Source organism: Cupriavidus sp. WKF15, assembly GCF_029278605.1.
In the GTDB taxonomy this organism is placed as follows: Bacteria; Pseudomonadota; Gammaproteobacteria; order Burkholderiales; family Burkholderiaceae; genus Cupriavidus.
Window position 1 is genome coordinate 1398664 of the sequence record NZ_CP119572.1, and the last position, 13707, is coordinate 1412370.

At 66.5% G+C, this 13707-nt stretch carries 13 protein-coding genes; all 13 read left to right on the top strand.

Annotation, left to right across the window (positions count from 1 at the left end; genetic code table 11):
* Nucleotides 1-32 precede the first annotated feature (32 nt).
* The 13 genes from CupriaWKF_RS06655 (at nucleotide 33) to CupriaWKF_RS06715 (ending at nucleotide 13536) form a co-directional block, all read left to right on the top strand.
* Nucleotides 33-1343, top strand: coding sequence for a homoserine dehydrogenase (locus CupriaWKF_RS06655; RefSeq protein ID WP_276100188.1), 1311 nt, complete (start codon nucleotides 33-35; stop codon nucleotides 1341-1343).
* A 21-nt stretch (nucleotides 1344-1364) separates the two neighbouring features.
* Nucleotides 1365-2813: a threonine synthase gene (thrC, locus tag CupriaWKF_RS06660; protein ID WP_276100189.1), complete on the top strand. Its 1449-nt coding sequence runs from the start codon at nucleotides 1365-1367 to the stop codon at nucleotides 2811-2813.
* 179 nt (nucleotides 2814-2992) lie between these two features.
* Nucleotides 2993-4234, top strand: coding sequence for a gephyrin-like molybdotransferase Glp (glp, locus tag CupriaWKF_RS06665; protein ID WP_276100190.1), 1242 nt, complete (start codon nucleotides 2993-2995; stop codon nucleotides 4232-4234).
* A 30-nt stretch (nucleotides 4235-4264) separates the two neighbouring features.
* The gene (moaD, locus tag CupriaWKF_RS06670) at nucleotides 4265-4522 is read left to right on the top strand and encodes a molybdopterin converting factor subunit 1 (RefSeq protein ID WP_276100191.1); all 258 of its coding nucleotides are present in this window, start codon (nucleotides 4265-4267) and stop codon (nucleotides 4520-4522) included.
* 1 nt (nucleotide 4523) lies between these two features.
* Nucleotides 4524-5024, top strand: coding sequence for a molybdopterin synthase catalytic subunit MoaE (gene moaE / locus CupriaWKF_RS06675; protein WP_276100192.1), 501 nt, complete (start codon nucleotides 4524-4526; stop codon nucleotides 5022-5024).
* Nucleotides 5024-5404: a fluoride efflux transporter CrcB gene (gene crcB / locus CupriaWKF_RS06680; RefSeq protein WP_276100193.1), complete on the top strand. Its 381-nt coding sequence runs from the start codon at nucleotides 5024-5026 to the stop codon at nucleotides 5402-5404. Before moaE ends, crcB begins: the two co-directional genes overlap by 1 nt.
* 264 nt (nucleotides 5405-5668) lie before the next feature.
* Complete coding sequence (locus CupriaWKF_RS06685) at nucleotides 5669-6289, top strand: TetR/AcrR family transcriptional regulator (RefSeq protein WP_276100194.1); 621 nt, start codon at nucleotides 5669-5671, stop codon at nucleotides 6287-6289.
* Nucleotides 6290-6401: 112 nt separating this feature from the next.
* Nucleotides 6402-7589: a substrate-binding domain-containing protein gene (locus CupriaWKF_RS06690; RefSeq protein WP_276100195.1), complete on the top strand. Its 1188-nt coding sequence runs from the start codon at nucleotides 6402-6404 to the stop codon at nucleotides 7587-7589.
* A 32-nt stretch (nucleotides 7590-7621) separates the two neighbouring features.
* Nucleotides 7622-8395 (top strand): ABC transporter ATP-binding protein, encoded by a 774-nt coding sequence (locus CupriaWKF_RS06695; RefSeq protein ID WP_276100694.1) that lies wholly within the window; start codon nucleotides 7622-7624, stop codon nucleotides 8393-8395.
* Complete coding sequence (locus CupriaWKF_RS06700) at nucleotides 8388-9128, top strand: ABC transporter ATP-binding protein (RefSeq protein WP_276100196.1); 741 nt, start codon at nucleotides 8388-8390, stop codon at nucleotides 9126-9128. The genes CupriaWKF_RS06695 and CupriaWKF_RS06700 overlap by 8 nt, the downstream gene beginning before the upstream one ends.
* Nucleotides 9129-9208: 80 nt before the next feature.
* Nucleotides 9209-10234: a branched-chain amino acid ABC transporter permease gene (locus CupriaWKF_RS06705; RefSeq protein ID WP_276100197.1), complete on the top strand. Its 1026-nt coding sequence runs from the start codon at nucleotides 9209-9211 to the stop codon at nucleotides 10232-10234.
* A 13-nt stretch (nucleotides 10235-10247) separates the two neighbouring features.
* The gene (locus CupriaWKF_RS06710; RefSeq protein WP_276100198.1) at nucleotides 10248-11321 is read left to right on the top strand and encodes a branched-chain amino acid ABC transporter permease; all 1074 of its coding nucleotides are present in this window, start codon (nucleotides 10248-10250) and stop codon (nucleotides 11319-11321) included.
* 94 nt (nucleotides 11322-11415) lie between these two features.
* On the top strand, nucleotides 11416-13536 hold the full coding sequence (locus CupriaWKF_RS06715; RefSeq protein ID WP_276100199.1) for a D-(-)-3-hydroxybutyrate oligomer hydrolase: 2121 nt from the start codon (nucleotides 11416-11418) through the stop codon (nucleotides 13534-13536).
* Nucleotides 13537-13707 lie beyond the last annotated feature (171 nt).

Consider the following 13707-nt stretch of genomic DNA (forward strand, 5'->3'; position numbering starts at 1 on the left):
CTCATCCTTAGCAACCTAGAGTCAGATTGTCCATGAACCCCATCAAAGTCGGCCTGCTCGGCATCGGTACCGTCGGTAGCGGCACGTTCAACGTGCTCAAGCGCAACCAGGAAGAAATTCGCCGCCGCGCCGGCCGCGGCATCGAGATCGCCGTCGTGGCCGATCTCAACACCGAGCGCGCACGCGAGCTGACCAACGGCGAAGTCGAGATCGTCAACGACGCCAACGCGGTGGTGGCGCGCCCGGACATCGACATCGTGGTGGAGCTGATCGGCGGCTACGGCATCGCGCGCGAGCTGGTGCTCAAGGCCATCGAGAACGGCAAGCACGTGGTCACCGCCAACAAGGCGCTGCTCGCCGTGCACGGCAACGAGATCTTCGAAGCCGCACGCCGCAAGGGCGTAATCGTCGCGTTCGAAGCGGCGGTGGCCGGCGGCATTCCCATCATCAAGGCGCTGCGCGAAGGCCTGACCGCCAACCGCATCCAGTGGATCGCCGGCATCATCAACGGCACCACCAACTTCATCTTGTCCGAGATGCGCGACAAGGGCCTGGATTTCGACACGGTCCTGAAGGAAGCGCAGCAACTGGGCTACGCCGAAGCCGACCCGACCTTCGATATCGAAGGCGTCGACGCCGCGCACAAGGTCACGCTGATGAGCGCTATCGCGTTCGGCATGCCGGTGCAGTTCGACCGCGCCCACGTGGAAGGCATCACCAAGCTGGCCGCGGCCGACATCAAGTACGCCGAGGAACTGGGCTACCGCATCAAGCTGCTGGGCATCACGCGCCGTCGCGACGACGGCGTGGAACTGCGCGTGCACCCGACGCTGGTGCCGGCCTCGCGCCTGATCGCCAACGTCGAAGGCGCGATGAACGCCGTACTGGTGCAGGGCGACGCCGTCGGCGCCACGCTCTACTACGGCAAGGGCGCCGGCGCCGAGCCGACCGCCTCGGCCGTGATCGCGGACCTCGTCGACGTGACCCGCCTGCATACCGCCGACCCGAACCACCGCGTGCCGCACCTGGCGTTCCAGCCGGACGAGCTGTCGAACGTGCCGGTGCTGCCGATCGAGGAAATCAACAGCGCCTACTACCTGCGCATGCGCGTGGCGGACGAGACCGGCGTGCTGGCCGAGATCACGCGTATCCTGGCCGAGGCGGGCATCTCCATCGACGCCATGCTGCAGAAGGAATCGCGCGAGGGCGAGCCGCAGACCGACATCATCATCCTGACCCACGTGACCCGCGAGAAGCATGTCAATGCCGCCATCGCGAAGATCGAGTCGCTGCCGACCGTGCTGTCGCCGGTCACGCGCCTGCGCATGGAAGAACTGAACTGAGCGGCAGGATAATCCGGACCCATGAAATACCAGTCGACCCGCGGCCATGAAGTGCCGCAATCGTTCTCCGAGATCCTGCTGGGCGGCCTGGCGCCGGACGGCGGCCTGTACCTGCCCGTGCAGTATCCGCAGGTCTCCGCCGATGAGCTGGAAGCCTGGCGCAAGCTCTCGTACGCCGACCTCGCCTTCGAGATCCTGAGCAAGTTCTGCGACGACATCCCGGCCGAGGACCTGCGCGCACTGACGCGCAAGACCTACACCGCCGAGGTGTACTGCAACGCCCGTCCCGGCGACAACACCGCCGACATCACGCCGCTGCGCACGCTCGGCGAAGAAGGTGGCACCAAGCTGCAATTGCTGGGCCTGTCCAACGGCCCGACGCTGGCCTTCAAGGACATGGCCATGCAGCTGCTGGGCAATATGTTCGAGTACGCGCTGGGCCGTGCCGGGCTGGAGCTGAACATCCTGGGCGCCACTTCGGGCGATACCGGCAGCGCCGCCGAATACGCGATGCGCGGCAAGCGCGGCATCCGCGTGTTCATGCTGAGCCCGCACCGCAAGATGAGCGCGTTCCAGACCGCGCAGATGTTCAGCCTGCAGGACCCGAACATCTTCAACCTGGCAGTGGAAGGCGTGTTCGACGACTGCCAGGACATCGTCAAGGCGGTTTCGAACGACCTCGAATACAAGGCCCGCCAGCACATCGGCACGGTCAACTCGATCAACTGGGCGCGCGTGGTGGCCCAGGTGGTGTACTACTTCAAGGGCTGGCTGCTGGCGACGTCGGGCCCGGGCCAGAAGGTGTCGTTCTGCGTGCCGTCGGGCAATTTCGGTAACGTCTGCGCCGGCCATATCGCGCGCATGATGGGCCTGCCGATCGACAAGCTGGTGGTGGCCACCAACGAGAACGACGTGCTCGACGAGTTCTTCCGCACCGGCGCCTATCGCGTGCGCAAGTCGGCCGAGACCTACCATACGTCGAGCCCGAGCATGGATATCTCGAAGGCGTCGAACTTCGAGCGCTTCATCTTCGACCTGCTGGGCCAGGACGGCGGCAAGCTGGCCGCGCTGTTCCGCGACGTGGAGGAGAAGGGCGGCTTCGACCTGTCCGGCACGCCGGAATTCGAGCGCATCCGCGGCGAATTCGGCTTTGTCTCGGGCCGCAGCACGCACGATGATCGCGTGGCGACCATCCGCGACCTGTCGGCGCGCTATGGCATCACCATCGATACCCATACTGCCGACGGCATCAAGGTGGCGCGCGAGCATCTCAGCGCGGGCGTGCCGATGGTGGTGCTGGAAACCGCGCTGCCGGCCAAGTTCGCCGACACCATCCGCGAGGCACTGGGCCATGAGCCGGAGCGTCCCGCCGCCTTCGAAGGCATCGAGAAGCTGCCGCAGCGCTTCGAGGTGATTGCCAACGACGCCAGCCAGGTCAAGGCCTTCATCGCCGGCCACACCGGCCTGTAAGCGCGGGCGCCTCCAGGTGGCTGCGGCGCCGCCGCATGCCTTGGCGGCGCCAACTCGCTACAATCAGGCTAGCCGTGGCCCAGTCCCGGCCCCCGGATTGCCCGCACCAGCCGATATACGCTGTGCGGCGCAATGCGCGGGCCGTTTTTCATGGGCGCTCCGAACCCATACATCCCACCATGACCCAAGCTGCAGCGTCCTCCCGCCCCCCGATGCTGACCATGGCCCAGGCGCTTGATGCCCTGCTGGCCGCCGCCCGTCCGCTGGCCCAGGTCGAACACGTCGACACCCTGGCCGCCAACGGCCGTGTGCTGGCCAATCCGGTCACCAGTTCCCTGCAGGTGCCGCCTGCCGACAATACGTCGATGGATGGCTATGTGATGCGCGCCGCCGATGTGCCGGCCGCGGGTACGCGCCTGCCCGTGTCGCAACGCATTCCGGCTGGCCATGTCGGCACGGAACTGGCGCCGGGTACCGCCGCGCGCATCTTCACCGGCGGGTTGATCCCGCCCGGCGCCGACGCGGTGGTGATGCAGGAGCAGTGCGTGGCCGATGGCAACGACGTGATCGTCAACCACGTGCCGCAGTCCGGCGAATGGATCCGGCGCGCCGGCGAGGATATCGAGGCCGGCAGCGTGATCCTGCCCGCCGGCACGCGGCTCACGCCGCAGGCGCTGGGCCTGGCTGCCTCGGTGGGCCAGGCGCGGCTTGAGGTGGTGCGCCGTGTGCGCGTTGCGGTGTTCTTCACGGGCGATGAACTGGCCATGCCTGGCGAGCCGCTTAAGCCGGGTGCCATCTACAACTCGAATCGTTTCACGCTGCGCGGCCTGCTCGAAAACCTCGGCTGCGAAGTCAGCGACCTGGGCATCGTGCCCGACACGCTGGCCGCCACTCGCGAGACGCTGCGCAAGGCCGCACAGGGCCATGACCTGATCATTACATCGGGCGGGGTCTCGGTCGGTGAGGAAGACCATATCAGGCCCGCGGTGGAAGCCGAGGGGCGCCTGGACATGTGGCAGATCGCGATCAAGCCGGGCAAGCCGCTGGCGTTCGGCCAGGTCCGCAACGACGGCAGCGATTCTGCGTTTTTCCTCGGGCTGCCGGGCAACCCGGTATCAAGTTTCGTCACCTTCCTGCTGTTCGTTCGGCCCTTTATCCTGCGCCTGCAGGGCGTGGCCGACGTGACGCCACGGCGTCTGCCGCTGCGCGCGGACTTCGAACTGAAGAAGGGCGACCGCCGCAATGAATTCCTGCGCGCGCGCCTCAATGCCAATGGCGGCCTGGACCTGTTCCCGAACCAGAGCTCGGGCGTGCTGACCTCCACGGTGTGGGGCGACGGCCTGATCGACAACCCGCCCGACCGGGCGATCGCGCACGGCGATACCGTGCAGTTCATTCCGTTTGACGGCGTGCTGGCATAGCGGGCGGTACAGACGGTGCAAGAAGTCGTGATGAATATCGAACTACGTTTCTTTGCCAGCGTGCGCGAACAGCTCGGCGTTGCCGCGGAACGCGCGGAAGTCCCGGGCGACGTGCGCACGGTGGGCGAGTTGCGCCAGTGGCTGCGCACGCGCGGCGGGGCGTGGGCCGAGGCCCTGGCCGAAGGCCGCGCGCTGCGCATGGCCGTCGACCACGCCGTGGCCCGCGCCGATACGGCCATTGCCGACGGCTGCGAAGTGGCCTTCTTCCCGCCGGTAACCGGAGGCTGACATGAGCGTGAGGGTACAGCGCGAGGATTTCGACCTCGGCGCCGAAGTGGCGGCGCTGCGGGCCGGCCGGCCGGCCGTGGGCGCGGTGGCGAGCTTCATCGGCACCGTGCGCGATGTGAGCGAAGGCAGCGCGGTCAGCGCGATGGAGCTTGAGCACTATCCGGGCATGACCGAGAAGGCGCTCGCACAGATCGAGGCCGCCGCTTGCGCGCGTTGGGAACTGCTGGGCGTGACCATCATCCACCGCGTCGGGCCGCTGCTGCCGCTGGACCAGATCGTGATGGTGGCCGTGGCATCCGCGCACCGCGGCAACGCATTCGCGGCATGCGAATTCATCATGGACTACCTCAAGTCCGAGGCACCGTTCTGGAAAAAGGAAGAGACGCCGGAAGGCGCGCGCTGGGTCGACGCCCGCGTGACCGACGAGGCGGCCCTGAAGCGCTGGGGAATTCCGTCCTTCAACGCCAGCGGCGCTGACGCCGGCAGCGACGGCGGCAACTGATGGGCGCTCTGGGTTTTGTGGCTGTCGGCGTCGGCGCGGCGATCGGCGCATGGCTGCGCTGGGGGTTCTCGGTCATGTGGAACGCCCTGAATCCGGCCCTGCCGTACGGTACCCTGGCCGCGAACCTGCTGGGCGGCTACCTGATCGGCCTGGCCGTCGGCTTCTTCGGTTCCCATCCGGGGCTGCCCCCCGAATGGCGCCTGCTGGCGATCACCGGCTTTCTCGGCGGCCTGACCACGTTTTCCACCTTTTCCAGCGAAGCGCTGGCCAACCTGATGTCCGGCGACTACGGATGGGCGCTGCTGCATGTGGTCACCCATCTGGGTGGCTCGCTGCTGCTCGCCGGGCTGGGTTTGTGGACCTACCGCTTCGTGGCCTGAACGCCCGCAGCGGGGGCCTGGCGGCATGGCCGGCTTGCGGGAGCCGCCGGCGTCGGTGCCGCGTGTGATACGGGAAAGCCATGAATTGACACCTGCCGGCGGCTCTCTATACGATGAAACGTGAATCAGTCATCATGTTTCGCGGTGCCGCCCCGGGCAGAGGAGGCCGGGCGGCGGGCAGGTCGCGCGATGCTGGTATCACACGCTGGTATCACACGCAGGTATCAGGCACAGAGGGCGCCCGAGCGCCACAGTGGAGACACGATGTCCCAGACCGATTCCGGCAGGACCGACTCCGGCATCTGCCCGCCCAAGACCGCGCGCGGGCAGAAAACACGCGAGTCCCTGCTGCGTGCCGCCGAGAAGGTGTTCGGCGAGAAGGGCTACTACGTCGCATCGATATCCGAAATCACGCAGGAAGCCAAGGTGGCCATGGGCACCTTCTACCTGTACTTCCAGGACAAGGAAGATATCTTCCGCGCGCTGGTCCAGCACATGCTGGAGTTGTTGCGCGCCCACCTGCGCAAGCACGCGGCACCGGCCACCAGCCAGATGGAGGCCGAACGGCTCGGCCTGAAGGCGTTCCTGTCCTTCGTTTCCCGACACAAGAATCTCTACCGGATCGTGCTCGATTCGTATTCGGTGGACGAGACCATCTATAGCGGCTACTTCCAGGTCTTTGCGGACCTGTACAGCCGGCGCCTGGACCGGGCTGCCGAACAGGGCGAGGTTTGCCCCGGCGACGCCGAGGTGCGCGCCTGGTGCCTGATCGGCATCAGCAACTTCCTTGGCATGCGCTACGCACTGTGGAAGCGGCCGGCCTCGATGGACAAGGTGGTCGATGCCGCCTTCGACATGATCACGCACGGACTGCAGGCGCGGTGATCGGCGTCTTCGGCCGGACGGCCGGGCGAGTTTTCAGGCAAGAACAGTAACAAGAAGCTGGAAAGACCGACGAGACCGACGAGACCGAGAGACCGAAGAAGAGGAGATCACCATGCAACGCAGCACCATCGCTGTACACGCCGTGGCGCTTGCCGCCAGCCTGCTCGCCAGTGGCGGCGTGCTTGCCAGGGACATCCGGATTGCCCACGTCTACGACAAGACCGGGGCGCTCGAGGCCTACGCGAAACAGACCCAGACCGGCCTGATGATGGGCCTGGAGTACGCCACCAACGGCACCATGACCGTCAATGGCAACAAGCTCGTGGTGATCGAAAAGGACACCCAGGGCAAGCCCGACGTGGCCAAGGCCCAGCTTGCCGCCGCCTACAGCGACGACCGCGCCGACATCGCGCTGGGACCGACGTCTTCCGGCACGGCGCTGGCCATGCTGCCGGTAGCGGAGGAATACAAGAAGATTCTGCTGGTCGAGCCCGCCGTGGCCGACTCCATTACCGGCGACAAGTGGAATCGCTACATCTTCCGCACGGGCCGCAATTCCTCGCAGGACGCCATTTCGAATGCCGTCGCCCTGGACAAGCCCGGCGTGCAGATCGCCACGCTGGCGCAGGACTATGCCTTCGGCCGCGATGGCGTGAAGGCGTTCAAGGGCGCGCTGAAGAACGCGAAGATCGTCCATGAGGAATACCTGCCGACCAACACCACCGACTTCACCGCCGGTGCGCAGCGCCTGTTCGACGCGCTCAAGGACAAGTCGGGCCGCAAGGTGATCTTCATCATCTGGGCCGGCGCCGGCAATCCGTTCAAGATCGCGGACCTCGACCCCAAGCGCTACGGCATCGAGATCGCCACCGGCGGCAATATCCTGCCGGCGATGGCCAGCTACAAGAACTTCCCGGGCATGGAGGGCGCCACGTACTACTACTTCGGCATCCCGAAGAACAAGGCCAACGAATGGCTCGTGTCGAACCACTACAGCAAGTTCAAGTCGCCGCCTGACTTCTTCACGGCAGGGGGCATGTCGGCCGGTATCGCGCTGGTAGAAGCGCTCAAGAAGACCGGCGGCGACACCAACTCCGAGAAGCTGATCACCGCGATGGAAGGCATGGCGTTCGAAACGCCCAAGGGCCGCATGGTCTTCCGCAAGGAGGATCACCAGGCCATGCAGTCGATGTACCACTTCAGGATCAAGGTGGACCCGGCTTTCGCCTGGGGCGTGCCCGAACTGGTCCGCGAGATCAAGCCCGAGGAGATGAACGTGCCAATCCGCAACCACCGTTGATGGCCGTGGCAGCCAATCCGGCGCAGCCGCCGATGCTGGAGACGCGCGGGCTCACCATCCGCTTCGGCGGGCACGTGGCCGTCAACGCAGTATCGTGCGCGTTCCGGCCCGGCGAGCTGACCTGCATCGTCGGCCCCAACGGCGCGGGCAAGACGACCTATTTCAACCTGGTCTCGGGGCAATTGCCGGCCAGTGCGGGCCAGATCCTGCTCGATGGCCAGGACGTGACGCGCCTGCCGGCTTCGCGCAGGGCACGCCGTGGCCTTGGACGCGCGTTCCAGCTGACCAGCCTGTTCCCGAACCTGCCTGTGCTGGAGAACGTGCGGCTGGCCGTGCAGGCGCGCCAGCAGCGCGGCATCGACTTGCTGTCGATGTGGACCAGCCACCGCGGCGTGCGCGCGCAGGCCGAGGCCTGCCTGGAGCGCGTGGCGCTGGCCGACAAGCGTCACCTGCCGGTGGCCGCGCTGCCGCACGGCGACCAGCGCAAGCTGGAGGTCGGCATCCTGCTGGCACTGCAGCCGCGCATCTTCATGTTCGACGAGCCCACCGCGGGCATGAGCGTGGACGAGGTGCCGGTGATCCTCGACCTGATCCGCGAAATCCGGCAGGACCGGAGCAAGACCGTGCTGCTGGTGGAACACAAGATGGACGTGGTGCGCTCGCTGGCCGACCGCATCGTCGTGCTGCACAACGGCACGCTGATGGCCGACGGCAAGCCGGCGGAGGTCATGGCCTCGCCGATCGTGCAGCAGGCGTACCTGGGCGTGGCGCAAGCCGGCGTGGACGTGGAGGCGAGCCATGCCTGAGCGCGCAAATGCCGAACCGATCCTGCGGCTGAGCGACGTGCAGACCCATATCGGCCCGTACCACATCCTTCACGGCGTGAGCTTCGAGGTGCCGCGCGGCGGCGTGACCATGCTGCTGGGGCGCAATGGCGCGGGCAAGACGACGACGCTGCGCACCATCATGGGCCTGTGGCGCGCCAGTGAGGGCACCGTGACGTTCGATGGGGCCGACATCACAGGGCAGGGCACGCCCGCCATCGCGCAGGCAGGCATCGCTTACGTGCCCGAGAACATGGGCGTGTTTTCCGACCTGACCGTGGCCGAGAACATGCGGCTGGCCGCGCGCACTGGCGCCATCGACACGCGGCGGCTGGACTGGGTATTCCGCATGTTTCCCGCGCTGAAGACGTTCTGGCACCAGCGCGCCGGCGTGCTGTCCGGCGGGCAGAAGCAGATGCTGTCGGTGGCACGCGCCATCATCGAGCCGCGCAAGCTGCTGATCGTGGATGAACCGACCAAGGGGCTGGCGCCGGCCATCATCGAGAACATGATCGCCGCGTTCCGCGAACTGAAGCAGACCGAGGTGTCGATCCTGCTGGTGGAGCAGAACTTCCATATGGCGAAATCGGTCGGCGATACGGTGGCGGTGATGGATGACGGGCGCATCGTGCATGCCGGTGACATGGCGGCGCTGGCGCGGGATGACGCGTTGCAGCAACGGCTGCTGGGGTTGTCGCTGGCGGCGCATCAGTAGCGACGCAGGTGACTGCGACGGGTTTGCTCCCCACTCCCGCGAGCGGGGGAGGGGAGCGCACAAACAGCATGACGAGACTCATGACAACCTCCACAACCATACCGACTGCTGGCCCCGCAGACTTGCCAAGAGTCCGTCTCGACTGGACGCCGTTGGCCCTTGCACCTTTGCTGATGCTGCTGGCTTTCCCGCTGGTGGGCAGTGGTTCCACCTGGCTCACGCTGACCATTGCCGGGCTGGCCATGGGCATGATCATCTTCGTGGTCTCGTCGGGCCTCACGCTCGTGTTCGGCCTGATGGACGTGCTCAACTTTGGTCACGGCGCCTTTATCGCGCTGGGCGCGTATGTGGCGGCCTCGGTACTGCTGCCGCTGTCGGGGTGGGTGCAGGCCGACAGCCTGGCGCTGAACCTCGCGGTGTTCGCGCTGGCGATCCTGGCGGCCATGGCGGCGGCCGGGGCGGTCGGGCTGTTCTTCGAACGCGTGGTGGTGCGCCCGGTCTACGGCCAGCACCTCAAGCAGATCCTGACCACCATGGGCGGCATGATCGTCGCCGAGCAGCTGATCAAGGCCATCTGGGGGGCGGAGACGATCGCGCTGGAGGTGCCGGCGGCGTTCCGCGGCGCGGTGCTGCTCGGCGACGCCGCCATCGAAAAGTACCGGCTGGTGGCCATGGTGCTCGGGCTGGTCGTGTTCGTCGCCATGCTGCTCTTGCTCAACCGCACGCGTATCGGACTGCTGATCCGGGCCGGCGTGGAGAACCGCGAGATGGTGGAGGCGCTCGGCTATCGCGTGCGGCGGCTCTTCATCGCCGTGTTCGTGGCCGGTGCCGCGCTGGCCGGCATGGGCGGCGTGCTGTGGGGGCTGTACCAGCAGAACATCACGGCGGCGATCGGCGCGCAGGTCAATGTGCTGATCTTCATCGTCATCATCATCGGCGGGCTGGGCTCGACCACGGGCTGTTTTGTCGGCGCGCTGCTGGTGGGGCTGATGGCCAACTACACGGGATTCCTGTTGCCGAAGGCCGCGTTGTTCTCGAACATCCTGCTGATGATGCTGATCCTGCTTTGGCGCCCGCAGGGGCTGTTTCCGGTGGCCAGGCGCTGAGAAGAGGCACGACATGACCCGACTGCTTTCCGGCGACCTCCCTCGCAGCCGCGTGCTCAGTGCGATGCTGCTGCTGATCGTGCTGGCCCTGGCCTGCGCGCCGTTCGTGTTCCCGGGCGCCCGCGCGCTGAACATGGCGGCCAAGATCTGCATCTTCGTGGTGCTGGTGGCCAGCTACGACCTGCTGCTCGGCTATACCGGCATCGTTTCCTTTGCCCACACCATGTTCTTCGGCATCGGCGGCTATGGCGTGGCCATTGCCATGTCGCGCATGGAGCCGGGCTGGGGCGCGCTGCTGGCGGGCACGGCGGCGGCGCTGGCGCTGTCGGCGCTGCTGGCCTTCCTGGTTGGCCTGTTTTCGCTGCGCGTGCGGGCGATCTTCTTCGCCATGATCACGCTGGCCGTGGCCACGGCCTTCGCCACGCTGGTCTCGCAATGGTCCGAATGGACCGGCGGCGAGGACGGCCTGAGCTTCAAGGTGCCGGAGGCACTGCGCCCAGGCTTTTCGCTCGATGCCGAATGGTTCGGCGTGCCGCTCAACGGCAAGCTGCTGAGCTACTACCTGGTGTTTGCCGGCGCGGTGGTGCTGTTCCTGCTGCTGCTGCGCATCGTCAACTCGCCGTTCGGCCGCGTGCTGCAGGCCATCCGCGAGAACGACTTCCGCGCCGAGGCGATCGGCTACCGGACCGTGGTCTTCCGCACAGTCTCCACCGTGCTGTCTGCCATATTTGCCACCATGGCCGGCGTGCTGATGGCGCTCTGGCTGCGCTATAACGGGCCGGACACCTCGCTGTCGTTCGAAATCATGGTCGATATCCTGCTGATCGTCGTGATCGGGGGCATGGGCACGCTCTATGGCGCGGTCATCGGCACCACGCTGTTCCTGCTCGCGCAGACCTACCTGCAGGACGTGATGAAGCTGGCGAGCGAGGCCACGGCATCCGTGCCGCTGCTTTCCGGGCTGCTTCACCCGGACCGCTGGCTGCTGTGGCTGGGGCTGCTGTTCATCCTCAGCGTCTACTATTTTCCGCAGGGCGTAGTGGGGCGGCTGCGCGGCGCCGGCATGGCGCAAGACGCGGCACCCTGAGCCGCGCCGCACGGAACGCACAGCATTGGCCCGGCAGTTTGCAGTTCGGAAGTCTTCTCGGCATGAGCGGATAGTCAGCAAACCAGGAGGTCCCATGCAGCACGACAACTTTCATCGCCTTGGCAAGGTCGCCTTCGCGGCCGTTGCGGCACTGCTGGCCGTGGCTTGCGGCGGGGACAGCGGCGACGGCAATACCAACCCGAATATCAAGCCCGCCAATATCGGCACCGTGACGATCAAGGCCTACGACGGCACGACCGACGACCTGCTGACGGCCGGCCTCGGCAAGGATGGGCTGGCAAGCGCCACGGCACCGGTACCGGCCAATCCCACCGCGCCGACTGCGGCCGAGCTGCGCCGCTACGCGATCTACACCAACTACCGCGCGATCGTCGACACCACCGCGGGCGGCGGCTTCGGTACGTTCTACGGACCCAATGTCGACGCGCAGGGCAACGTCACCACCGGGCAGGGCAAGATCGCCGGCGTCGAGTACCTGGCCTTCTCCGACGACGGCAGCGGCCAGGAGAACGTGACGATGCTGGTGCAGATCCCCAACACGTTCAATCTCAGCAAGCCTTGCATGATCACCGCAACGTCGTCGGGCTCGCGCGGGGTGTATGGCGCGATCTCCGTGGGCGAGTGGGGGCTCAAGCGCGGTTGCGCGGTGGTCTATACCGACAAGGGGACGGGCGCCGCGCCGCATGACCTGGACACTGACACCGTGCCGCTGATTGACGGCACGCGCACCACGCGGAACGCCGCCGGCAGCAACGCCCAGTTCGCGGCGCGGCCAGGCATCCTGTCACTGGCCGACTTCACGAGCCAGGCCCCGCATCGACTCGCGTTCAAGCATGCCCATTCGCAGCGCAACCCGGAAAAAGACTGGGGCAAGTTCACGTTGCAGGCGATCGATTTCGGCATCTGGGCGATCAATGACCGCTTTGGCTTGGTTGCCGGAAACGGCGTGCGCCAGCGGACCCTCGGCAAGAACAGGATCCTGGTGATCGCCTCCAGCGTTTCCAATGGCGGCGGCGCGGCGATCGCGGCGGCAGAGCAGGACGCCGGCGGCATGATCGACGGTGTGGCCGTGGCCGAACCCAACGTGAACCTGCCGCCGAATGCCGGCATCCTGGTCAAGCGTGGCAGCAAGCCGGTCAATGCGTCAGGCCACAAGCTGTATGACTACATCACCACGGCCAACCTGTTGCAGCTATGTGCGTCCCAGGCAACTTCGCTGGTCAATGCCCCGGCCTTTGCCACCAACGCGTTCTACGCTGCCCGGTGCCAGACGCTGGTCGACAACAAGATGATTACCGGCACCACGGTGAGCGACCAGGCGGCAAGCGCGCTCGCGACGCTGCATGATGCCGGCTGGGAACCGGAGTCGGATGCGCTGCATCCGTCGCTGGCCTTCTTCGATACGGCGGCCTCGATTTCGGTGACCTACGCCAACTCGTACGCCAGGGCCAGCGTGACGGACCGGCTGTGTGGCTACAGCTTCGCCACCACGCTGGCCGACTTCAAGCCGGCGGCGATCACGCCGTCGGTGCTGGCGTCGATGTTCTCGACCGGCAACGGCGTACCGCCGACCAGTACTGTGCAACTGATCAATGACCGCGACCTGCAGCATGGTCCGTTCCTGAACGGCCAGTCGGTGTCAGCCTCCAGCAACCGGGCCGATGCCAACTTCGACGGTGCCAAGTGCCTGCGCGACCTGCTGACGGGCACGGGTTCCCAGGCGCAGGCACTGCAGGCGGGCGTGTCGGAGACGCAGCGCACGGGCAACCTGCGTGGCAAGCCAGCACTGATCGTGCACGGCCGCAGCGATGGCCTGCTGCCGGTCAATCACACGTCGCGGCCGTATCTCGGCTTTAACCGGCAGCAGGAAGGCGCGGCCAGCAAGCTCTCGTATATCGAGGTCGAGAACGCGCAGCATTTCGATGCCTTCATCGGGGCCGTGTCGGGGTACAGCAACCGCTACGTGCCGCTGCACCTGTACCTGATCCGCGCGCTGGATGCGGTCTTTGACAACCTCACTACCGGCAAGGCCCTGCCGCCGTCGCAGGTGGTGCGCACGATCCCGCGCGGCGGCGCCACCAATACCACGACCGCACCGACGCTGCTGCCGGTCAACGTGCCGCCGATCTCATCCAGTCCCGACGCCGGCAACCAGATCACGGCCAGCACCGGCGCTGTAGATGTTCCGGATTGATGCGTGCCGCCAGCCGCGGCACGACCTGGCCGTGCCGCGGCGCTATCGCGCGCGCAGCTTCCAAGGCCCGTGGCGGGAGACTGTCGCGCAGGGAGAGGCGCTTGCGTAGAGGAACTACCTTGAAAGCAAGGGTGACGCCAGAGCTGCCTGGTCGTGCGAGCGGTGTATCGC

Bases quoted from the DNA above. Each gene is read 5' to 3' on its own strand.
- CupriaWKF_RS06655 (WP_276100188.1), top strand. From the start codon at position 33: ATGAACCCCATCAAAGTCGGCCTGCTCGGCATCGGTACCGTCGGTAGC.
- thrC (WP_276100189.1), top strand. From the start codon at position 1,365: ATGAAATACCAGTCGACCCGCGGCCATGAAGTGCCGCAATCGTTCTCC.
- glp (WP_276100190.1), top strand. From the start codon at position 2,993: ATGACCCAAGCTGCAGCGTCCTCCCGCCCCCCGATGCTGACCATGGCC.
- moaD (WP_276100191.1), top strand. From the start codon at position 4,265: ATGAATATCGAACTACGTTTCTTTGCCAGCGTGCGCGAACAGCTCGGC.
- moaE (WP_276100192.1), top strand. From the start codon at position 4,524: ATGAGCGTGAGGGTACAGCGCGAGGATTTCGACCTCGGCGCCGAAGTG.
- crcB (WP_276100193.1), top strand. From the start codon at position 5,024: ATGGGCGCTCTGGGTTTTGTGGCTGTCGGCGTCGGCGCGGCGATCGGC.
- CupriaWKF_RS06685 (WP_276100194.1), top strand. From the start codon at position 5,669: ATGTCCCAGACCGATTCCGGCAGGACCGACTCCGGCATCTGCCCGCCC.
- CupriaWKF_RS06690 (WP_276100195.1), top strand. From the start codon at position 6,402: ATGCAACGCAGCACCATCGCTGTACACGCCGTGGCGCTTGCCGCCAGC.
- CupriaWKF_RS06695 (WP_276100694.1), top strand. From the start codon at position 7,622: ATGCTGGAGACGCGCGGGCTCACCATCCGCTTCGGCGGGCACGTGGCC.
- CupriaWKF_RS06700 (WP_276100196.1), top strand. From the start codon at position 8,388: ATGCCTGAGCGCGCAAATGCCGAACCGATCCTGCGGCTGAGCGACGTG.
- CupriaWKF_RS06705 (WP_276100197.1), top strand. From the start codon at position 9,209: ATGACAACCTCCACAACCATACCGACTGCTGGCCCCGCAGACTTGCCA.
- CupriaWKF_RS06710 (WP_276100198.1), top strand. From the start codon at position 10,248: ATGACCCGACTGCTTTCCGGCGACCTCCCTCGCAGCCGCGTGCTCAGT.
- CupriaWKF_RS06715 (WP_276100199.1), top strand. From the start codon at position 11,416: ATGCAGCACGACAACTTTCATCGCCTTGGCAAGGTCGCCTTCGCGGCC.